Here is a 22532-nt window from a genome sequence, read left to right on the forward strand (position 1 = left end):
TCTATCATCGTTACTGTTTCAACATGTGACGTTTATTGGAACCATATGAATAATAGTAACTTCATTAGTTTGACTCCTTCAGAAATACCCCTGGGGTGTAATTTTTCCCATTTAGAAAATTTTACACCCCAGGGGTATTTGCGCCTGAACTTGTGAATATGCTTGCTCTTATATCCTTATATTTTTAGCTAGTCAAGCTTTTTATATAAACACATAAAAAAGACCTTTCTTCTCAGATAAGCCTTGTCTTTCCTATATAAATATTCTAACTTATATATGTATTATTTGAAATAATGAATCTATAATAGAAAATCAAACATTACATCATCATTATTTTCTCTAATCCCACCTGATTTTTCATATAATCTCATTGCTGCTGTATTGCTATTATTAGTTATTAAAAATATCTCTGAACATCCATTGCTAGCTGCTACATTTTTTAACTCTTCAATTAAAGCCATACCTATTCCCTTTTTCTTAAACTCCTGGAAAACATCAATTGAATGCAAATACATATCAGCTTTTTCATCATTTAACTTTTCTAATATATAAGCATATAAAAATCCACAAGTAGTAGTTCCATTATCAGCAACTAATAATATATTCTTATCACTATAAAAGAATTCCTCGTTTACCTTAAAGAATTTATCACCTGCTTTTTCAAACAACTCCTTAATGAGTCTTTCTTCACCTTTTCTTACTCTGTTAATTGCTATATTCAATATTAAGTCCCCCTTTATAGTTTAACAAATATATACAATACACCTTATTATATCATAAATTTTAGAGTAACTATAAAATCAAGAACCTTTGCTAAAAGCCCTTTTAAAAGATAGATTTTTCTTAATTTTACATTATATTCAATAAATTATGGTATAATAGTATTTATCATTGTTAAATAAAAATAAAATAAGATTTAGGAGTAATTTTATGGGGTATAATCCAGCAAGTATTCTTACAGCACCTCTTGCAATAGCATTTTTAATTTTAACAGGTTACATACTATCATATACTTCTTACTATATGAAAAGAGCAGGGTTTAAATTTAAGTTTTTAAAAAATGCTGTTAAGCCAGACATAGAGCATAAAAAAGCAATTTTACTTGTTTTTGTAGTATTTGTAGCTTTAGTTTTTTTATTGGCATTTAGAAAACATAACAAAATTCTAAATGGAGAATTAAATGTACAAATAGGAAGGATATCTTCAACACGCATTATTACTAAAAAGAGTACAAAAGGAAGCGATCATACTATATTTACTGTTAATACACTTCATGGAAAACGACTAAATTTTGATGAATATGGATATTATAATTTAACTCCTTATGTGAACTCAAAAGAATTGATTTATATAATATATAACGAGTATGGGGTTCTGAAGTTTGATATTTATAATGAAGAATTTGATGAATCCAAATATGATGATAAAATTATGAAGCTACATAATGAATATATTTCATCCGTTAATAAAGACGTATTTGACTATAAAAACTTAGCGGACACAGACTTTTCATGGATCATACCTTTTGCCATTTCTATAGATATCATACTATTAATATTTAATTTTTTCTTAAAGATGTCATCACGAAATTTAAGATAGTGACTTATTATAGAGATCTTTTATTTGGGGTTTTATCAACTTCAGTCGTTTGACTCCTTCAGAATACCCCTGGGGTATTTGCGCCTGAACTTGCCTAATATGAAATGATTGAAATTAGTCGTAAAAAGTGTTATGCTATCAACAGTAAATCCAAAAACAATTTCGTTACTATATATATAATCTTCCCAATTGCAAAATTGCAATTGGGAAGATTATATATTGAAGAGCTTTTTTTATAGGCTCTTTTCAAATGATAAAGAGAGGTAATAATATGATAAAAGTTGATAACTTGTCCTACTCATTTCCGCAAAAAGATCTATATAATAAGATTTCATTTACATTAGAAGATGGTCAACATTGCGCTTTTATAGGAACAAGTGGCAGTGGAAAAAGTACACTTATAGATATAATTATGGATCCAGAAAGATATATGTTCGATGGTAAGTTAGAGATGGACCCAAATTGTAGAATTGGGTATGTAAGTCAGTTCTCACAACTAGAGAAAACAAAAGAAACTACAGTTTTCGAATATATAGGGGAAGAATTTATTAAGCTACAAAATGAAATAACATCTATTTGTACTGAAATGGAAACATCTTCGGATATTGATACTTTACTAGAAAAGTACCAACAAGCTTTAGACGCATTTGAGGCAATTGGTGGGGATGATTTCGAAAGCAACATTAATAAGAAGCTAAATCTTGCAAACCTAATCAAGCTTAAAGATCTAATGATATCTGAACTTAGTGGTGGGGAGTTCAAACTTATTCAAGTGATTAAGGAAATGCTTAATAGTCCAGACTTAATGATTATGGATGAACCAGATGTGTTTTTGGACTTTGAAAACCTTAATTCTCTTAGAAATCTGATTAATTCTCACAAGGGAATGATGTTAATTATTACGCATAACAGATATCTATTAAATCATTGTTTTAACAAAATTATACACCTTGAAAACAAGGAGCTTCAAGAGTTTGATGGAAGATATATTGATTATAACTTCTCATTACTTCAAACTAAAATTGAGTTACAAGAACTTGCTGCTGAGGATGATAAAGAAATTGAGAGAAACGAGATATTAGTCAAAAAACTAAGACATATCGCAACTAATGATTCTAATACTGCTAAAGGAAGAGCTCTAAGGCGTAGAGTTAAAATTCAAGAAAGATTAGAAGAGCGTAGAATTAAAACGCCATTTGTAGATATTAAACAACCGAATATCCGTTTGTCTACTTTTAATAAAATCGAAGAAACCATTGCTCTAAAAGTTAATGATTACAGTGTTGCCTTTAATGAGATGCTTTTAGAAAATGTTAACTTTGAAATTAAATCTACTGATAAAGTAGCTCTTATCGGTTCAAACGGTACTGGAAAAACGACTTTATTGAGAGAAATCTTTAAAAATAATCGTGATTCCATTGAAATAAATAATGAGGTTGAAGTGGCTTATTTATCTCAGGTTCAAGGAGAAATACTAAATGAGTCTAATACAATACTTGAAGAGTTCTTCCATGCAGGATTTGAAACTTCTGGAGATATTAAATCATATATTTCAAACTATGGTTTTGAGGAAGAAGTCCTTGAACAAAAGATAGGATCTTTATCTGGTGGAGAAAAGAATATACTTCAATTGGCTAAAGTTTCTGCTAGTAAGGCAAACATGTTGCTTCTCGATGAACCCACAAGTCATTTAGACACCTATTCACAAATAGCACTTGAAAAAGCCATAGAAAACTATAAGGGTGCGATTCTAATGATTTCTCATGATTACTATTCTATAGTAAACTGTATGGATTATGTTCTAATCATTGAAGATAAGACAATTAGAAAAATGAGCATGCGAAAATTTAGAAAGATGATTTATGCTAATCATTTTGATAAAGACTATTTAGAAATTGAAGAAAAGAAAAAATCAGTTGAAACGAAAATAGCATTGGCTTTAAAAGATACTGATTTTGAGCTTGCAAAAATTTTATCTGAAGAGTTAGAAGAGCTAATTAAGTTACTTTAAATCGTGTATTCTTTACTACAAGTTATAATCCCCTTTAAGTTGACAGATTAAATCACAAAATCTGAATAATACTAGGGGATTCTTTTATATAAATAAATGCAAAAAGGTAGCGGTCACCCACTACCTCAACACCATATCATTTTTCTTGATGCTTCATTTCTAATTCCACTGCATCTATTTAATCGCTAGTATAGGTCATATATTTAGAATCAAAATACCACAGATATCTAATATTTTTTAGTATTATAACAAATCCCTTTATATAAAACAGTAATAATTTCTATTGAACTTGATAACACCATAACAGCCACTACCCAGCTTTTTATCTTTTCCGTTAAACTGGCGAAATCAAAAGTCAAGTTGAAATGTTTGATGATTTCAGTTACGAAATTCGGATTCCAAACACTACTGTCTGTCACTATAATTAGTGCTAACACTGTTGCAATTACTGTTAAAATCACATGAATAACCGAAAGTTTTAACATCCATCTTCTATAATATATCTTCAACATTTCTATAAGAATACTTAATATCAATATACTCATGATTAATACCCTATATCCCTGTAGCACTTCTAAGTTAAAAACAGGAATTCCTATTGTTTCATTGCCTCTAGAAAGATAAACAGCAAAAAATTGAGGAGCAGAATATAATATTGTATAAAAGATTGTAGCAAAGATAATTCTGAAAATAGAATTTGATAATGAAATTCCTGCTTTTTTATCTGGGACTGCCGGTAATTTCGATAGATTCCATTTGCTTTTTTCTAAATGCTCTTTGTTTATCTTCGTATTTTTTCTTTCCGCAATCATAAAAGCAATCGTCGTCCAGGCAAAAGCTTGCAAAACACCAGAAAACAAAGCAGCGAAATAGTTTGTTGTAATTTTAGTAATATTTTCAGCTGTAATACTACCAATATTTTCATTGACTAAAAAGAAACTTTCAACAAATATTGCAATGGAAATTCCTGCAAATACCGCTCCAATGACAATCTTGAGTACCAGAATGTACGTTTCATAGTATTGTGGACCTATCAAATAGCGTTTAGATCCCCGATAGTCATCTGCAAGCACTTCTGGATCTCCTAATTCTAAAAGTACTTTTTTTGCCTTTTCCTCATAAGATTCCGGCCCCTGATTCTGTTCAATCATATCTTCTATATTTGCTCTTAATTCCTTTTCAATATCTTCACGTTGTTTTTCCGCAAAACTTTTAGTAACGGCATATACATACCGGTTTATAAAATCCATATATTCACTCCTCACTTTTTAAAATATTATCCATATTTTCAACCATGCTAAACCATTCTGTACACAGTTTATCATAGGTATTTATTCCATATTCACTAAGCTTATAGTATTTTCTTGGTTTTGAAGCATCCACGTCCCATGTACTTTCTAAAAGATTTTGTTTTTCCAACCTCCTTAAAAGAGGGTATAGCGTTCCTGCCTCTACTGGTATTCCTTTTTCTCGAAGTAACATAACAAGGGAGTACCCATATTGTGATGATCTTAATTGGCTTAGAACACTTAATATTATCGTACCGCGCCGTAGTTCTAGTAATAATTTATCAAATAATTCATCTTTATCTTTGTTTTCCATTTTATTACCTCCTATTTCTATTATACTGTATGCCATACACTATTGTAAATACAACAATAATGTTTTTTTGTAATTATTAACAGATATATTAATAAAGTATCAATAATATACAATACTTCAATTTTCGATTTAATTAGAATTGTACTTTTATTTACATTTATTATTGCTAATATTAATTTTCAAGTATAAAAAATAGGACTAAATCAACAAAACCGTCATAGGGACTTTTACCGATAATTACATTTCCATGATGAGCTGCTGCTATTTGTTTTACAATTAAAAATGGATCAACACCAATATTCAAGCAAGATTACAAGAAATCTGGCCTCAACTATTTAGGAACAAACATAAGTTGTCCATTACAATTCCTGCTTCTGTTAGTACTTCAAAGGTGCTTCAAGAAATTAGAAAGTAGTAGAAATTTCTTGTTGCTAATATAGAGATTCCAACTCAAATGTTAATTTATACATGTCCATAACTCGTTGATGCGTCGAGATTTTGGAACAAGCATAAATTAATTTTCGTACTGGAATCTCTATAGATGTTTGTTGAAATATCAAGTATAATATATTATTGTTGATATTATTTTTAAGTAAAAGCATCCCCGGAGTATTTTTCCCAGGGGTATTAATTCGGAGGCAATGATGAATAAAAAAGTAAAAATGAGATATCCGCTGTATCTTGAGGAATTTAAGTGTATAGGGGGTAGTTGTGAAGATAACTGTTGTATTGGTTGGGATGTAGATATTGATAAGACTACATTCAGACAGTATTATAAAGTTCAAGACAAAGATATGAAGAAAATGTTTCAAAAAAATGTTCATAACAATGATAACTATTGTAGCGCTGATGTAGATTATGGAAAAGTTAAGTTAAAACCTGGAAAAACATGTCCATTTTTAGATGAAAATCATTATTGTGTAATCTACACTAATCTAGGAGAAGAATATCTTTCAAATGTTTGCACCTCTTTCCCTAGAATCACCAATAGAATTGATGGATATTATGAAATGTCTCTTGATACAGCTTGTCCAGAAGCTGCAAGAATTCTTTTATTAAAAAAGGATGGAATTGAGTTCACAGAAAGTGAAAAAACTTTAGATAAACATATTCTCTCAAGTGATATTGATACTAAATCTAAAGATTTTAATGAATTACCTATAAAGTATATAAAGGAAATTAGAGCTTTTTGCATTAAAATAATGAAAAATCGAAAATTTGATTTAAGTGAAAGATTTTTTATATTAGGTAATTTCTTAGATGAACTCGAAGAAGAGCTTGACTATAATTTTGATGGAGTATGTAAATTTATTAATGAATATGATATCAATTCGACTAAGGATTCTTATGAAAAAAACACATTAAATAATGCTATTCAAGTATCTTTTTTAAAGAAAATGATAGATGATTTAAACGTCTTTAAAGAAGTAGATAGTGCTTCTTTCCAAGAATATACTAAAGAACTTATAGCTGGATTTAATTTTAATGACTCAAAAGATATAAATAAATATTCAGAAGCTTATAAAAAGGGATTTGATTGTTATTTTGAAGAGTTCATAAATAATAATAGCTATATTTTTGAAAATTACTTAGTTAATTTTATGTATAAGAATTTATTTCCTTTTTCAGAAACAGAATCAGTATTTGACGGTTATATTATGCTTTTAATAAGATTCTCACTTATTAGATTTTATTTGACTGGCATATTTTTATTTAATAAAGAAGCATCCATTGATAATGTTGTTAGATTCATACAAGTTTTTTCAAAAACTATAGAACATCACAAAACCTATTTAATTGATGTTCTGAATGATTTAAAGAAAAATGAATTTGACAATATGGAGTTTGCAAAAATTATTTTATAAGTTTTAGGTTAATTTGATTTTACTATACTCAATTTTCTCACATAATTACACAAAAACACCTATAGACTAAACACTTTTTATTTGTCTAGTCTATAGGTACTATTTTAAACTTAATCGAGTTTTTTAACGATGTTACCTACCACCTCAACACCATATCCATTTCATCATCCCCGAAATCCTCCATATTCTCAAATCCAAGTTCGGTATACAGAGTCTCGGCACATTGGTTACCTTTTTTATATGTTGTAAGAATTTGATGGCATCTCTCATCTTTTTTCATCCATTCAATAGCCAGTTTCATAGCTTCTTTTCCATACCCTTTGCCCTGGTACTTCTGATCAATCATAAGTTGCCATATAAAATAATAATTATGTTCTTCAGTAAAACGCATCATAATGAAACCTACCATTATATCATCATTATAAATTGCAAAAGGTGTTACTATATCATTAAACACATATGCCTTTGCCAATGAAAGGGTGTTTGATGAAACAAAATCTTTCTGTTCCTCTGCAACCTTCAAATTTAAGCACTCTTTAAAATTTTCAGCTGTTATTTTCTCTAATCTTACCATATTAGTATCCTCCATGATATTTCTCTTTTAGTTAATACATTCCAAACACAAACAACCCAACTACATAAGTAATACCATTAGCTATCAAAGTATATAATAATATTCTCTTTTGATTTATAGATTTAATGGTTTTTCTGTAAATCAAATATTCAATAAGAAAAACTCCCATCTCCAGTAAAAATAGAGTAAAATAATAATTATACCTTGAATCTATAACCCCTCTGAATGTTATCTGAAGAAGAATTTGAGTGAGTATGTTTGTCCAAAATAAAACTTTTAATTCCTTTATTTTAAAGAATAGCGCAATTATAATCTCAATAATTATGGTAAATACTATAGGGACTAATATAATAAGAAGAACTAAGGGTAAAAAGTGATGCTCTTTTGATATGTCTCTCATCTTCCCTATAATATTTTTTTTCACTACTTCTGCCTTCCCTGATTTTAGATTAAAAGTTACTATTGCATCAAATTGATTTGGTGTAACTTCATTAGAAACTACTATATCTCCATTATTTTTTCTAACTATTATCCTAAATGTCTCAGGTGGTCTATATCCAAAATTGTGAATCATTTTTTCACTTTCTGAATTATATTCTCCTTTTAGTGAACCACTTACCCACCCTGTTCTAACATTGAGTGCTTTCCATCCATCTTCATTGTAATTATATAAATCCAGTTCTTTTTCATCTGTAGGCTTATCTTTTAAGCGATCCATTTCCTCATTTGATAATAAATCTAATAAATAATCTCTATCTTCATATCCAGTAACAAGTATAGTTATTGTAGGCTTAGGACCTATATCCGCAAAAGCCTTTACTGGATAAATTATACTTAATAAGATTATTAAACCTAAAAAACTCATGTATATTTTAAAATCTTTTTTACCTAGTCTTAGCATTTATAGAACTCCTCCCCCCATATTCATAAAACAAATGATAACTTGATTATAATTTCTTAATCTCCTCCATTAAGCCACAACAACCATCCAACATCTCCATTTTTGTTCCTTACTTTCACTGGTATATTCCTTACTCTTTCTGGATCTGTCTCAAAGTCAACATCAACAACCTCAAACTTCTCTCCTGGGTCTGAAACATAGATTATTCTTTCAAGATTATATTTATAATAATCTTCATATTTCCTTTTTATATCAGCCTCTTTATTTTCTTTAACCCTTATAATTTCCTCAGCTATCTCTTCTGTTGTCCAGCTCATACCTGAACAGTTATTATCAGAAAAGAGAATCAGATGCCCATTGAATGAAATTTCTTTTCCAATAATCTTACTCTTTTCCACATGAACCAATCCCTTTTTTATATCAAAATAATACAGTACATCTTTTTCACTTCCAAGGTAACTGAACCAAGTATAGATTCTACCATCTTTAGTATAGTCTGTAACTTCTCCTTCCTGATTCATAACTTTCCTTATTCCATCTTCAGTCAGCTCAAGTACTGTAGTAAAGGGATCACCGCTTGGTCCATCATCGTATACATAGAAGAATACCTTCTCATCCATGTACATGAATTTAATATACTGATCTAGATTACAATTCCCATCATCTTCATAAGCATAAACCTTATCACCATTAGTTATTTTTATTGTGTAACAATTAATTTCATAGTTATAATCCCCTTTTTCACTGAACTCTACATATATCTCTTCTTCATCACCATCATAATTCAAATCTTCCCTATAGGTAATCCGACTAGTTATTTTTTTATTTATGGTTTCGTTATTTTGAGAAGTGCTTGGCTCATTGCTTTCGATTCCAATAAAGTTCTTATCAAAGAGTTTATTTTTTATCATCTGATCCCATATCTCTTCTTTCCCTCTAGTCCTATAGTTGTATACTGTATTGAACTCTCCATTTCCCTCTGCATTTGCAAAATACAAGTATCCATTGTCCCCAATTAAAATATTGTCCCCAAAATGATGAATTGTATCAACTTTCTCTAACTTTCCATTACTATATTTATAAATATCAGTGGTGCAAACTATATCTGTTCCAGCTGCTGTTATTAATACCTCAACAGAATCATCACTTTCATCTATATCAGTTAACCCCACATATACACCATCATTCCAGTCACTCTTATATTCAAGGCTATTTTCTTTTCCATTAAGGATAAGCTTTATTGGATTATTAGTCATTCCCTCTCCACTGTATGGTGTTGAATACATGGATAAATTAAACTTATCCCCTCCGCCATTAAACGCAAATTCTTTATCTACAAATAATCTCATATCACGTGAGTTCTTTAAATTATCAAAACCTGACTTTTCCTTGGACATTATTCTCTCAATATTGTTACTATCTACTTCTGAAAATTTATCTTCTACTTCCTTCCCTCGAGGTTCATACCAAGTATATTTTGAAAAATAATCCTTCAAATACTTTGTTGAAAAATCATATCCCTTGGATGCATATATGGCATTTCTAAGGAGTGATAATTCGGCTAATGACAGTTTTTCTAGATAGGAATCATCAATTATTTTATTTAGATTGATTATCTCTTCATTAATATTTATATCTATGCTGCTTTCTTTACTACTCTTGTTATTTCCATCTGATGACTTATCATTTTCGTCACTCTTATTATTTTTCTGATTTTCTGTCTTTGTCACAACCTCTGTATTCTTCTTTTGATTGGTTTCAATTTGATTTTCACTATTACTGCATCCACTTATTAGCACTCCTATGATAACCGCTGCAACAATAATTCTTCTTTTAGATTTCATTCAATCCTCCTTTTAAAATTAATTCATATTTTAAATTCATCGTCATATACATAACAAATTTCTCTTTTCAAATAGACTTTATAAGTCTGTTTAACCTTTTTCCTTCATATTGATTTTAACACATTTTTATACAATTAACCCTTAAAATTATAAATCCATCCCAATTAACAGTGATTATTAAATTAAGCACTGTTACACTTTAAAACATATTTTTATAATTTTACTATTCTCATAATCCACCACTATTAATTTATCATCCTTAACATTTTTATACATTATAACACAGGTTTTACATATATTCAGACAAAAAAATACCACAACTTAAGTAAACACTTAAATTGCAGTTCAAATATAAATTTATCATTCTTCACATTTAATAATTACCCTCTCTACAAATTCAGTCTTGCAACGGCTTCACCATCATCAATCTCCCCTGTTTCCTCAAAACCAAATGATGCGTAAAGGTTCTTCGCTACCATATTTTTAGGATTATACGAAAGATAAACAACTGACGCTTTGCCCTGTGGAAAAGTCTTAATTAATTCAATGGCTTGGGTAAATGCTTCCTTACCATAGCCTTTCCCTTGAAATCTTTTATCAATCATAAATCTGCAGATACCATAACATTCTTCATCACCATAATCATTCTCCTCCGCTGTGTCATAATACATCATAATAAAACCTATTACTGTATCATCATTATGAATGGCATATGTCATAGGTGGAAGTTCATCATTCAATAATGCAACATATGACTGTGCAAGACTGAACTTGTTCGATGCTATAAAGTCATCCTGCTCTTCTTTGATTTCCAAACTTATACATGCTTCCCAATTATCCCATGTGATTTTTCGTAGTTCTATCATATAAATCCTCCCCTTATAATTAATTCCTCATTACTATTCTCTATACATTAAGTATATTAAAATCCAACCCCCATCTCAATCCCCAGTTCTTTTCAGAAACAAAATAGTAAAGGACACGAAAGATTACTCTCTCATGCCCTTCTCATTTAACCAACTGATTGTTTTGCATCTTGTTTTTCAATAGATACTATTTTACGTATTGTTTTTTCTGATAAATAATACCTTTCAGCTAAAGCATCAGCCTTTACACCGGAACAATATTGATAATAGATTTCTCTGTTTCTTTTAACAATATTCTCTTTTGTTCCGTTAGCTTCCCCCCAGCTTTTCTCATTCCCTTTCTTACGTGGAATGTATAAATATTCTCCATCTACATAATCTTGTATCAATGCTACTAACTCTTGTGGTAAAACCTTACATGCTTTTATATATCCCATAATCTCCGCTCCTTATCTAAGAATTTATCAATAAAGTAACATCGATTAAGCTCGAAAAGCACGTATATAGTCTGGCACCACTTTACTTCTTTTTACACGTAGCGTCTCCTATAAGTAAAAGTAATGTAAGTAATATTTTTCATTTTGTTCTCCTCCTAAAATCATTGATAATTTATATCTTTTTTTCCAAAATACTACTAAATTATATCATATAACCAATATTTATTCATCACTACCCTATCCCGCTCCTACTTTTTCCTTACACTCACTTCAAAATCCATAGCACTATCATTAGCAAAAATAATATATCCATCACATATTTCCGGCATAGATTCATCGTCATGACTGTTATATACGATTGATAAGTTCTCATCTAACATAAAAACAGCCACATCCTCTGGCTTGTTGAATTCTATATGTGAGCCAGCCTTTGTTTTAAATATTGCATTTTCTTCTTTTCTTGAACTTTTTATTATTCCTGATTTTATATGCGAAACCCTTTCTGTATCCACATATATATACCCGCCATTTCTCAGATATTCTGTTCCATCTTTACAGAATAGGTATGGTGCGTATATGTCATTGGAACCGTATGAAGGTATGTTAAGAAACATATCCGTGTCGTCATTCCCATAGGAAACCACCGGCATTATATTTCCTTCAATTGGTCTCTTAAAAAGAATTACCCCTTCATCTTCACCCTCTTCTATCACAAGGGATATTTCTTCTGCGGAATCTAAATCAAAAGCAGAAACATTACAAGCAAGATACTTTTTACCAACACGATTTTTCCAGCCTTCGCTTATAGGTACATAATTTATATTTCTCTGACCAAATGGTATTTTCATACCATCTTTTCCTCTTATTATATACACCTTGTCCTGATACTCTTCAAAAAGTACACTTAATTCATCCCTTCCAAATCTACCATTATTCCATTGGAGGTCATGATACCATTTTGACCTCACCCATTCACCATTATATTTGTAAAACCAAACAGAAAGTTTTTCTTCTTTTATAACCACTTTGTAAATGTTATCTGATGCATAAAATATTTTCCCATCTTCATTTAGCCATTTTTCAGGAATTGGTTCTACTGAATTATCTAGCTCAGCTGTGGGCATCTCTTTTACACTAACATCATACCCTTTCTCTTCCAAAACTATAGCCATCATTTCACAAAGGAGTTCGCAAAAATTAACTTCACAATCCATCGTCCCAGATATAGCAGCTGAAAGTCCATATTCTTGACTAACAATGAGTTCACTTTCAAATTGTGATGTCCCTCCATCTTTTTCAAGTGTATGCTCTCCCAGATTTACCTTTTTACTTTTGAATTCAACAGCATCCCACCCTAACCCATGTAAGGTTGACATATTATCATTCTTTAAAAAGGTTACGCCTTGTGATCTACATAATTCATCTATTGATTCCCTTTTAATAACCTCACTTGGATTGATAAATAGATATCCGAAACGAGCACAGTCTGAAAGGTCTGTTCTAATTGCACCTGCACCAATTGCTGATAGCCATTCTGGATTAGCTCCATCACATGACATCATTTTTCTCCCTTCAATTGCAATATCAGCTACCCCCGTTGAATATGCACCAATTGGATTTGTTATGTACTCTCTCACAAATTCTATATATGACTGTCCACTCACATTTTCAATGATAGCAGCTGCAAGTTCAAAACCATCATTGCAATAAATAGAGAAACTTCCTGGTTCCGCTTTTAGCTTAGAACAAGAAAAATATTCATAGTATTCATCCATAAAGTTTTCACCAGTCCACCTATCTGATATTGCATTACGGTAATTACTACCCGGAAGTCCTGAAGAATGATTCAGTAGCATGCGCACCGTTATATTTTTATACCGTTCATCTCTCATTTTAAACCTAGGAAGATACTCTACTACAGGAATATCCAAATCAACTTTCCCCATCTCAACCAATTTCATAATAGCAACAGCAGTATATACTTTTGTAACTGACCCACATTATATAAATCTGATATATCAGAAAGTGTACCATCTTTACCGCACTTTCCCACTGTACATGCAGCTATAAGTTCACCATCCATAACGAAAGCAGCACTAATTCCTGCCCCTTCTTTTCCTTTCTTCATAGCTAAATGTTGCTGCAATTTTGTTGCTAATTCTATATTTTTTCCACCAATATTCATCTTAAACCCCTCCCCTGAACAATTAATATTTCATTCACTTCTCTATACATTAAGTATAGAGAAGTCCACCACTCAACTCAATCCCCAGTTCTTTTCAGAAACAAAATAGTAAAGGACACGAAAGATTTTGCCGGATTCCCTTCAACTACCCAAAGAGTCGCTTTTGTACATCATAACTTATTGCACCTTAAATTCTCTTTAAATAATACCACTTGGTATATCCCCCTATCAACCTACAACATTTTTCTGAAATAAAAATGCGCCACTCAGCATTCTGCTTATGGCGCATTTCTTTAAAAGAATAATACCAAGACACAGCTTTTCTAAGCCCTCTGAAGGGTGAAATACTTGCTTGATTTTCCATATTATCCTTCCACTTTATACTTCTGTAACTTTAAATACATCATAAATAATTTCGCTATAATATCTTTTTGGTACATCTATTGGTTTGATTCTTCTTTCTTTGTCTATTTCATCATAAACATAAGATCCTCTTTCTATAGTTCCAGCTTTATAGAATTCAACCTTTGCAGCAGCTACGTCTTCATATCCTAAACCATACACCCCTAGGTATTCATCTAAAGTTACTTCTGCGCCTATTTTTAAGTCTATATTCTCTTTATAGAACTCATCATAGCCTCCGCCATCTGTTACAGAACCTTTATACCATCCTCTTTTGCTTATTCTATTTACAAATGTAGTATCATGGATTTTTTTATTTTTAAAGTCTTCTATGAATTCTAATGTTTCATCTTCACAAACAAATACCCTTCTATCTATTTGTGGGAAAAACTGTTCTATTTCATTATCCTCAAAGCTTTCTTTCCATGCCTCTTTTTCTTCTTTACTTAGTTCTAATGGATGAACGATAGATATCTTTTTATCTTTATCTAACTCTATGGTATCAACATTAACATCATAGATTTCATCATCATATATAAAGGTTTTTACTAATGTATTTCCTTGGTATTGTCCCCAAAGAAGGTTTTTTCCTAGTCTGTACATGATAGGATTCTTCATAAAAAGCTCATTCCACTCATCCATATTCCACATTCTGAAATCACTTAAAGCTGCTTCCATTCTATCTATCTGAGATTTCACTACATCTTTTAGCTCTTTCTTTAAAATCTTGAAATCATCTTTCGCTTTTTCTACCATGACCTCATCATCATTTTTATTGGCTTTTGGTAAGCTTTTCATTGTTTTTCCATCTTCTTTTTCAATTTCAAACTGTAAGTTATCATTTATATAAACTTTGAATACTCTGCTTCCATAATCATATTCTTTATAATGAGCACCTGTAAATCCTAAAGTTGGTACAATCTTATCTTGCAGTTGTCCTATAGAACACCCTAATTCTTTTGCAGCTATGGAAAAGGCTTCCTGTGCACTCGTCCTTACACTCTTATACTTGAATTTTCTCCCTATGGCATCAACTGATATTAAAGCTTCACTGCTTCCATTAAGGGCTAATGCCTTAACCACATAAGATGCCATTTTCTGCTTAGAACTTGATGCTAATTCCAATATTAATTTGTTAAGTTTGTGAATCATATTATAATCCCCATGAATTGACGCTAATAGGCACATCCATTTTTCTTTAGGTTTACATCCATCTTCAATCCAAAGATTAAGAATTTGAGTTACAAACTCCTTTAAATCCGCTTCATTCATATACTCTGCAATTAAAAGAGCATCTTTATTTATTTTTAATTCATCACTTTCCATATAACTTTTAACAAAATATTTAATTACATGCTTGTCTATGTATTCTTCTTTATCTTTCCATCTTATTTTTGTTAATTGTTCTATAGGTATTTTAACTTTATTTGATTGATCCTGTTTTACAAGTTCATCTACATATAATAAAATATCAAAATGTCCATTTTCATCTACATAAAGTTTTTTAATATCTATTTCTAATCCTTCTACTAAAAGATCTTTAATTTTAGGCTCCGTCTCTTTTTCATACACTTCGTTTAATATTTCTTTAACTTCCTCTTCTTCTTTAAAGTTCAGAAGAACCTCAACCACAGCCATTCTTACAGTTTTTTTCTTAATCTTTGCATATTTTTTTATTACATCCATAACTTCTTGTAATTTTTCATAAGAAAGCTTTGAAAGTTCCTCTATGGTCGTTTCTCTCACCATCTTGGAAGTATCCTTTAAGTGCTCAAAGGTATTTTTTATAGTGTCTTTATCTAAATTACTATTTTTATATATACTTCTTATTGCAAAAGCTCTTGCCTCAACAAAAGCATTTTTTAAATTTCCTAAAACATCAATTTCTTTCTTAATTAAATATACAAGTGCTTTTTCAAACCATTCAGTAACCTCTAAATATTCTCCTTGTTCTGCCATAAAACAAACTATATGTTCATGTTTTACATTAGCTTTTAATAAAATATCAATAAAGTCTTCTACAGTTCCTCTTTCGTTTTTTTCTATATATCCAATCATACTATTCAATATATGAGAACTTTGATCTATTTCAAATAGTAATTTTAATGTTCTTCCACTATAATCTTCTGGTAAATTCCAAATATAATCATCTATATCAAAATCCATTTTTATTTCTTCATTGTCTACATATTTCTCTACATCTTCAAAAGGGATTTCTCCCATTATATATTTTTTAAAATCTACTTTAATCTCTCTTCCTCTACTGCTGCATTTCAATTTGCTAATTAATTTACGAAAGAAAGTATTACATGCCCTTTCTGCAAAGTAATTGTCTTCTGTAACTTTATATAATAAATAACATACAGCATCTCTTTCTTCTTTTTCCAAGTAATTTAACCAATTCTTCAATAAATCTATATTCTCTTTGTTTTCTTCTAATGTTTCCTTTAGTATTTCTTTTTGTAATACACCAGATTTTTGATGTTCATGGGAATAGTATAGCTTCCATAAACAAATATCTTCTTGGCTTATTTTATATTTTTTTTCTAAATCACAAGTAAATTTTATATATTCATCCTTATCTTTAAAATTACTTTTCTTTCGATTATATATTTTTGAAATTTCCTCTATAGTAAAAACAGGTGATATATTTATAAGTAACTCAATTACCTTTCTGCTTACTTTGCTCAATTCAACAATCATTGCTGATCCTTGAATTAATATAGTTAGCTTACTGCTTTTACATAGATTATACTTTCGAACATTCTTTTTAATTTTATCGCTTTTTAAGTTTTCCTTAATATCTTCAATAATATCTTCTAGTCTTATGTCTTCTTTACATAAAAATTTTCTTACTAAGTCTATTGTCTCATCAGGAGTTTTATAAGCTTCAAAAACTTCTATCACTCTCTCTGGTAAATGCTCTTCAATCTCATCTATTTTTTCAGAAAATAACTCGATTTTATGGTTATTTTCATACTCTTTTCTAATTTCACTGCAGCTTGAAAGTATTCCATACTCCATCATTTGCATTTCCTCCTGTTGTTATTTTTTAATAAGTAAATCTATGATACTTTATATCACTAAAATCTCCCTTTTCAAGATCTGCTTTTCTGATGAAAAAATATATATTACCATCCTCTTGGATATCTCCAAGTCCTTCTAGTTCCTCATTATAAAGTGAAAGGAGACATACCCATTCATTTTCAAAGCTTACCTCTCCATACTCATTTAGTATTATTTCTCCTCTTTCCAAACGCTCAGTGTCATCTGGGCATAAAAGATCCGGATCTATTTTTCTAGGATCTCCCCAATCAGGGAAAAAAGGATATCCTCCGATTTTATTACTTATCCTCTCTTGTTCATATTGAGAAGTCATTTCAAACTTTTCATGGTGGTCTGTAAACATTTCACTTAAAATATCTTCAATTTCCTCATCTAACAAATAATCCTCTACTGAAGGGGTATCATCAATTTTTTTGTAAGTTACTTTTAATTCGGAATATATAACAGGCCAGCAATCATCATCTGATATTTCTGGCAAACCCTCTTGAAGCTTACTTTCATCTCTTATTATTTCACTGAAATATCGAGTAGTATATCCACATGTTTCTTCTTTAATATAAAACTGTAATAATCCCTTTTCTGGATACCCTTGCATCTTAGGAATTTCTTCAAAGTTAATTTGTGCCAGTAGGTACATGCCTTCCTCAGGATGTTCTTCCCCTAATGGTAAATAGGGTTTTCCTCCAAGTTTCGTAGACCATCTTGACACAGCTTCCTTGGATAATTGAAGCTGTAATGCTTCCTTTGAATACTTTTTTAATCTTCTTTTAAATATTTCTACTGGTGTATTCTTATTCATTTCCTTAAGTTTCTCTTCAGCTTCATCTATCTTTTCTTTAAATGGAAGAATCTCTTCATGATCTGCCCATTTAATTGTATCTAGTGCTGATTTAACTACGTCTACTGATGAATCCTCCAGCATTTTTACTAAAGAATTAAGCTGACTTGATAAAAGTCCTGTTTGATAAATTGCAAAAATCTTTTCCCTATCATCTGCTGAAAGTAAATTTCCAAGTACATCTTTACCTTCTTTAGCATAGCGATATAATCTTTGGGCAAATTCATCATCTGGCTGTTTAGATGGTTTGTCCAATTCTTCTCTTGTATAAGAGCATAAAAATTCATAGATAACTGATTCAGATACACCAACTGTTTCCAACCTCTCAGTAAACTCATAAATATCTCTATCAGGTTTTCTACGTTCAAATACACCTGGTTTTATATCATATTTGAATTCAGTATAAAAATCTTTCAGCATATTTATATCACAAAGTGCAGTAAACACTTTTAACCCTCTTAAAGCATATTCTTTAGAGCCAACACCACATATGTAACCAATTTCACAGTTTTCCAATGAAGACTTGAATTTATTATTAATATCTTCTTCTATTTCTTTAAAATCCAATTCACCTTTCATATATGAAACCATTTTATCTATATTCTGTTGATCTTTAGAGTCAATCATATTCACTCTTATAAAACGAATATATTCATCCATAAACATCTCATCCATGACCTTTACAGACTCTTCTCTATTATACTTTTCAACTAAATTTCTATGTATAGCCATCTGTTTTCTTATATCAACATATTCTAGTGCTTCATAGTTCTCAGCATCATCTTCCATATTCCCTTCACCAACCCTTTTGAGAATATCTTCATATATAGCTTTCCTTTTCTCATTGCATCTGCAATGGCTTTGTCCATAAAGCAGCTCCCAACCTGTTATATAAGTCTTTGGTACTTTTATACCATTTAGATCATCTATAAATTTATCAAATCTTCCCTTAAGAAATTTACAACTATCTTTCACTCTGTACAATTTAGATGCTATGCTTAATATTTTCAAAGGTGCCAGTTTGGTAAAAAACTCCATGAATCTCATGCCCATTTCAGCAATTGCAACATTCTCACACTTAGCACATAAAAATCCCGTTTGAACTATATTGTGAACTTTATCTGAATCCTCAAAATATAAATAAGCCTTTTGTTTTCTGCTTATACGTCCACCATATGCCAGCTTAAATTTACTTTCCAGTTGTTCAAATGGATTTTCATCAGAAACACCACTCATATAGTCTTTAAAAATTTTTATATCTTCATTTTCTAAACCAGAATCGTATTTTAAATCTGTTGCAACCTCATTTACAAATGTATCCCCCAAGTACTCACAAAAATAATCAAAGCCCTCTTTACATTCTTTTTCAAGTTCTTTATCCTCAGACAATATATAAGCTACACACAAACTGAATCCGCTTTTTTTCTTTTTGTAATCTTTAAATTTCTCAGCACAACCTGCCCTGTCTTGCATAAATATTTTCAGTATATTTTTAAGGGGTTCACTATAACTTTCATTCCCATGATCACTATTTTTCAATACAGCCTTTATAAATCGTTCAGGAATATTAACATTACCCATACTATAACCTCTCTCCTTGTCCTCTTCTTTATGTTAATTCATTCTTATATCTGTTGTTTTTTAATTTCTCTTCTCTTCAATTTCCTTACAAACAGCTTCATACTCATTCTTCCAGTATTCTGGTAACTCTTCATCACAATCAATACCTACAATATCTGTATATAATTCTTTTATACGATGTTCACCATATTCTGTCATAAGAGATTCTTCCTTTACATATTTCTCTATTGATAATTCTTTAAAGTAACTATAATCATCAGGATTCTTTTCAAAATGCTCTTTTAAATAATCCCATTCAGGAAACATGTTCCCTCTAGCATACGAATTATCTGAAATTACATAAGCCTTTATAAACTCTTTTCTCATTCCGTAAACTTCAAAAAGCTTTTTAAAATAGTCTTCAATAACTAATGGTGCATGTTCATCATCCCAATACGGTATAATATACTCAGCAATAAGATATAGATAGGCTGGATCTTTTTTTGCTAAAAAATAAAGTGCATCAATTCCAGCAAGATACTCATCATCCACCCATAGTGACCAAGTATCATTTTCTTTCTTTGAATAATTTGCAATCATTTCACAAGCCTTTACTACTTTCTCATTTAAATTTGGATAGCTGCATGCACTGCTGAATAATAAGGCTTCACTAAAATATATTGGATGACCATAATGACATTTCATCTTTTCCAACTCTTCTTGTGCATTTTCTTTACATTCTATCAAACGAACAAACATATAATATTCTATAACTTCTTCTTTAGTTGGACAGTCCCCAAGTAATAATGTTCTTATTTCATTACCTTCTTCTTTTACAAATTCAATATCTCCTATTTTTTTATCTTCCCCTACTTTTCCAGACTCAAAGAGTTCTATATACTCATCCAATGCATTTTTTATTGATTCTTCTGAATGTAAATCTACGATAATTTTTATTTCTTTTTCAAATTGGTCCATTTTTCATTCTCCTCTTTTGATTTAGTTTTTCTTATAATTTTAAAAATCTATATATATCATTCTTTTAATTCCCTTAGTAGATCTCCATCATCTTCTGAATTGATAGAAATCAATTCTGGTAAATCATCTATGTCTAAATATCTACCATAAACTCTTGGGAACTCCATCTCTCCATTAATAGTTTTTAATACAATTTGGTGAATTTCTTGTATATCTATACATTTATCTAATTTAACAAATACTGGATATAGTTTTGATAAGTTATTCAAAGCTTCAGCAGTCCACTCATCAATATCTTCAACTTCATCCTCTTCTAATTCTGCATAGATTTCAAGCAATTTTTCAGGATTTTCAGATACTTTTTCAAAATCTTCATCTAAAAAATAATGGTCTATATATTCGAAAAATGTATTTTTGAAAAAATCCTTAAAATATTCTTCTATCTTTTTAACATCTGACCCTTTACGTTTGTCCATATATACTGCTGCAAATGCTCTATGGAGCTCCTCTAGCCATTCCTCATCTTCTATGAAACGTTCGTACGGAAATTTATGTATATTCTTTTCCATTGTCTCCATCATATAAGCCCCACTATCTGATAATAGATTAATCATTGTATGGGCAACTTCTTTACAATCTTTATCGCAGTCCTCAATCATATAATGGTGATCAGCAGGTTCATCTTCTGTAAGTGATCTCCATTCACCTGCTGCAACCTGATAAGCTGGGAAAAGATAATGAGCTTTAGGATCATGTATTAACAACCAAAGGAAAGCAAAACTATGAAGAACCCCTTCACTTGTAATCCCAAAATCCAACCCTATACCATTTTGTAAGTATGCTGTAATCAATTTAACATATGTATATAAACGCTGTCTTCCTTCTTCACACTCAATTAATGCCTCATAATACTCAGAATAACCAAACTCCTCATAACTATATTCTTTAAAAAATCCTTTTTCATCCAAGCATCCAAATCTTACGAAAAAATCACCCTCATATAATTTCCCATTATTATAATAACCATTGTTCTTACGAACTTCATCAATCATATGACTGCTTTGTAAAAGTTTAATTTCCTCATCTATAGCAGATAAAATACTTGCCTGATCATTAGGGTCCACAACTATTTCTCCTGGTAAAATCTTTTCAGTTCTCTCTTTTTTAAATGGTTTTTCCTCTTTCTTCTTCAAAGGATATCTATCCACTATATTTGCATATCTATCATCAGAAAATCTAACCATATTTATAATTTTTCTATCCTCAAGAAAAATGGGTAATTGATTATCACAAGTCCAACCATTCAATCTAATAAAGACATCTAGAGTCCTCAATATAATCTCTTTTCCATTCTCTAAGTTCTCAGAAAGTATTTCATTTGTGTATTCTCTAAAACATTGATCAAACCCATTATATTCATCATAATAATAATTGAAAAATTCAAGTTCTTTTTCCTTAGAAATCTCTTTTATATCGACTTCGTTTACTTTCTTAAGTATAATAGGCATTTTACCATTTTCAATATAATCCCATACTCTTATTCCTTTATCTATTCCTTTTTCAATGAAATCTTTAAAAATAAAATAATGCTTCATTGCAATATTGTCTCCTTTTTCGTTTGTTTTCTTTGAATTTTATCAAACTAAAGAGATTCCTTAGTGAAATTTAATTTTACCAAACATTCGTTCGAACATCAATGTTTTTGTGGAATATTTTTCTTAAATATCTACTTTTTTTATTTTTGATAACTTTCTTACAATGTATCTGATGATTGAATAAAATCTTTTTAATATTATCGCCTTCT

At 30.3% G+C, this 22532-nt stretch carries 18 protein-coding genes; 3 read left to right on the forward strand and 15 right to left on the reverse strand.

What is annotated here, in order from left to right; all coding sequences use genetic code 11:
- Positions 1-299 precede the first annotated feature (299 nt).
- The gene (locus tag KDK92_RS03945) at positions 300-722 is read right to left on the reverse strand and encodes a GNAT family N-acetyltransferase (protein WP_250857750.1); all 423 of its coding nucleotides are present in this window, start codon (positions 720-722) and stop codon (positions 300-302) included.
- A 208-nt stretch (positions 723-930) separates the two neighbouring features.
- Here KDK92_RS03945 and KDK92_RS03950 point away from each other — a divergent pair, with 208 nt between their 5' ends.
- Together KDK92_RS03950 and KDK92_RS03955 are read left to right on the forward strand one after the other, a co-directional pair.
- The gene (locus tag KDK92_RS03950) at positions 931-1599 is read left to right on the forward strand and encodes a hypothetical protein (protein WP_250857751.1); all 669 of its coding nucleotides are present in this window, start codon (positions 931-933) and stop codon (positions 1597-1599) included.
- A gap of 271 nt (positions 1600-1870) precedes the next feature.
- The gene (locus KDK92_RS03955; protein WP_250857752.1) at positions 1871-3610 is read left to right on the forward strand and encodes an ABC-F family ATP-binding cassette domain-containing protein; all 1740 of its coding nucleotides are present in this window, start codon (positions 1871-1873) and stop codon (positions 3608-3610) included.
- 227 nt (positions 3611-3837) lie between these two features.
- Here the strand turns inward: KDK92_RS03955 and KDK92_RS03960 are convergent, their stop codons facing one another.
- The gene (locus KDK92_RS03960; RefSeq protein ID WP_250857753.1) at positions 3838-4860 is read right to left on the reverse strand and encodes a hypothetical protein; all 1023 of its coding nucleotides are present in this window, start codon (positions 4858-4860) and stop codon (positions 3838-3840) included.
- A gap of 4 nt (positions 4861-4864) precedes the next feature.
- Complete coding sequence (locus KDK92_RS03965) at positions 4865-5212, reverse strand: PadR family transcriptional regulator (RefSeq protein WP_250857754.1); 348 nt, start codon at positions 5210-5212, stop codon at positions 4865-4867.
- 644 nt (positions 5213-5856) lie between these two features.
- On the opposite strand from KDK92_RS03965, the gene fliB reads away from it, so the two are divergent.
- Positions 5857-7077 carry a flagellin lysine-N-methylase gene (fliB, locus tag KDK92_RS03970; protein ID WP_250857755.1) on the forward strand — a complete coding sequence of 407 codons (1221 nt, stop codon included), beginning with the start codon at positions 5857-5859 and terminating at the stop codon, positions 7075-7077.
- A gap of 136 nt (positions 7078-7213) precedes the next feature.
- Here fliB and KDK92_RS03975 read toward each other — a convergent pair whose 3' ends face one another.
- From KDK92_RS03975 to KDK92_RS04030, 12 genes are all read right to left on the reverse strand, one after another.
- On the reverse strand, positions 7214-7651 hold the full coding sequence (locus KDK92_RS03975; RefSeq protein ID WP_250857756.1) for a GNAT family N-acetyltransferase: 438 nt from the start codon (positions 7649-7651) through the stop codon (positions 7214-7216).
- Between the two features lie 31 nt (positions 7652-7682).
- Positions 7683-8552, reverse strand: a complete 870-nt coding sequence (locus tag KDK92_RS03980) for a hypothetical protein (RefSeq protein WP_250857757.1) — start codon at positions 8550-8552, stop codon at positions 7683-7685.
- Positions 8553-8608: 56 nt separating this feature from the next.
- Positions 8609-10396, reverse strand: a complete 1788-nt coding sequence (locus tag KDK92_RS03985) for a YARHG domain-containing protein (protein ID WP_250857758.1) — start codon at positions 10394-10396, stop codon at positions 8609-8611.
- Between the two features lie 389 nt (positions 10397-10785).
- Positions 10786-11262, reverse strand: coding sequence for a GNAT family N-acetyltransferase (locus KDK92_RS03990; protein WP_250857759.1), 477 nt, complete (start codon positions 11260-11262; stop codon positions 10786-10788).
- Between the two features lie 146 nt (positions 11263-11408).
- Positions 11409-11699 (reverse strand): CD3324 family protein, encoded by a 291-nt coding sequence (locus KDK92_RS03995; protein ID WP_250857760.1) that lies wholly within the window; start codon positions 11697-11699, stop codon positions 11409-11411.
- A 248-nt stretch (positions 11700-11947) separates the two neighbouring features.
- Positions 11948-13660, reverse strand: coding sequence for a serine hydrolase domain-containing protein (locus KDK92_RS04000; protein WP_250857761.1), 1713 nt, complete (start codon positions 13658-13660; stop codon positions 11948-11950).
- Entirely contained in the window at positions 13657-13884 is a 228-nt protein-coding gene (locus KDK92_RS04005; protein WP_250857762.1) for a hypothetical protein, read from the reverse strand. Before KDK92_RS04005 ends, KDK92_RS04000 begins: the two co-directional genes overlap by 4 nt.
- 187 nt (positions 13885-14071) lie before the next feature.
- Positions 14072-14248, reverse strand: a complete 177-nt coding sequence (locus KDK92_RS04010) for a hypothetical protein (RefSeq protein WP_250857763.1) — start codon at positions 14246-14248, stop codon at positions 14072-14074.
- A gap of 14 nt (positions 14249-14262) precedes the next feature.
- Positions 14263-17313, reverse strand: a complete 3051-nt coding sequence (locus KDK92_RS04015) for a DUF4132 domain-containing protein (RefSeq protein ID WP_250857764.1) — start codon at positions 17311-17313, stop codon at positions 14263-14265.
- Between the two features lie 25 nt (positions 17314-17338).
- Positions 17339-19771: a YwqG family protein gene (locus KDK92_RS04020; protein WP_250857765.1), complete on the reverse strand. Its 2433-nt coding sequence runs from the start codon at positions 19769-19771 to the stop codon at positions 17339-17341.
- A 60-nt stretch (positions 19772-19831) separates the two neighbouring features.
- Positions 19832-20728, reverse strand: coding sequence for a hypothetical protein (locus tag KDK92_RS04025; RefSeq protein ID WP_250857766.1), 897 nt, complete (start codon positions 20726-20728; stop codon positions 19832-19834).
- Between the two features lie 56 nt (positions 20729-20784).
- Positions 20785-22323, reverse strand: a complete 1539-nt coding sequence (locus tag KDK92_RS04030; RefSeq protein WP_250857767.1) for a hypothetical protein — start codon at positions 22321-22323, stop codon at positions 20785-20787.
- Positions 22324-22532 lie beyond the last annotated feature (209 nt).

This window comes from Oceanirhabdus seepicola, from assembly GCF_023684385.1.
GTDB lineage: Bacteria > Bacillota > Clostridia > Clostridiales > Clostridiaceae > Oceanirhabdus > Oceanirhabdus seepicola.

Bases quoted from the DNA above. Each gene is read 5' to 3' on its own strand.
- KDK92_RS03980 (WP_250857757.1), bottom strand. From the start codon at position 8,552: ATGCTAAGACTAGGTAAAAAAGATTTTAAAATATACATGAGTTTTTTA.
- KDK92_RS04015 (WP_250857764.1), bottom strand. From the start codon at position 17,313: ATGATGGAGTATGGAATACTTTCAAGCTGCAGTGAAATTAGAAAAGAG.
- KDK92_RS03955 (WP_250857752.1), top strand. From the start codon at position 1,871: ATGATAAAAGTTGATAACTTGTCCTACTCATTTCCGCAAAAAGATCTA.
- KDK92_RS03995 (WP_250857760.1), bottom strand. From the start codon at position 11,699: ATGGGATATATAAAAGCATGTAAGGTTTTACCACAAGAGTTAGTAGCA.
- KDK92_RS04010 (WP_250857763.1), bottom strand. From the start codon at position 14,248: ATGGAAAATCAAGCAAGTATTTCACCCTTCAGAGGGCTTAGAAAAGCT.
- KDK92_RS03960 (WP_250857753.1), bottom strand. From the start codon at position 4,860: ATGGATTTTATAAACCGGTATGTATATGCCGTTACTAAAAGTTTTGCG.
- KDK92_RS04005 (WP_250857762.1), bottom strand. From the start codon at position 13,884: ATGAATATTGGTGGAAAAAATATAGAATTAGCAACAAAATTGCAGCAA.
- KDK92_RS04020 (WP_250857765.1), bottom strand. From the start codon at position 19,771: ATGGGTAATGTTAATATTCCTGAACGATTTATAAAGGCTGTATTGAAA.
- KDK92_RS04000 (WP_250857761.1), bottom strand. From the start codon at position 13,660: ATGAAATTGGTTGAGATGGGGAAAGTTGATTTGGATATTCCTGTAGTA.
- KDK92_RS03990 (WP_250857759.1), bottom strand. From the start codon at position 11,262: ATGATAGAACTACGAAAAATCACATGGGATAATTGGGAAGCATGTATA.
- KDK92_RS03975 (WP_250857756.1), bottom strand. From the start codon at position 7,651: ATGGTAAGATTAGAGAAAATAACAGCTGAAAATTTTAAAGAGTGCTTA.
- KDK92_RS03950 (WP_250857751.1), top strand. From the start codon at position 931: ATGGGGTATAATCCAGCAAGTATTCTTACAGCACCTCTTGCAATAGCA.
- KDK92_RS04025 (WP_250857766.1), bottom strand. From the start codon at position 20,728: ATGGACCAATTTGAAAAAGAAATAAAAATTATCGTAGATTTACATTCA.
- KDK92_RS04030 (WP_250857767.1), bottom strand. From the start codon at position 22,323: ATGAAGCATTATTTTATTTTTAAAGATTTCATTGAAAAAGGAATAGAT.
- KDK92_RS03965 (WP_250857754.1), bottom strand. From the start codon at position 5,212: ATGGAAAACAAAGATAAAGATGAATTATTTGATAAATTATTACTAGAA.
- KDK92_RS03985 (WP_250857758.1), bottom strand. From the start codon at position 10,396: ATGAAATCTAAAAGAAGAATTATTGTTGCAGCGGTTATCATAGGAGTG.
- fliB (WP_250857755.1), top strand. From the start codon at position 5,857: ATGAATAAAAAAGTAAAAATGAGATATCCGCTGTATCTTGAGGAATTT.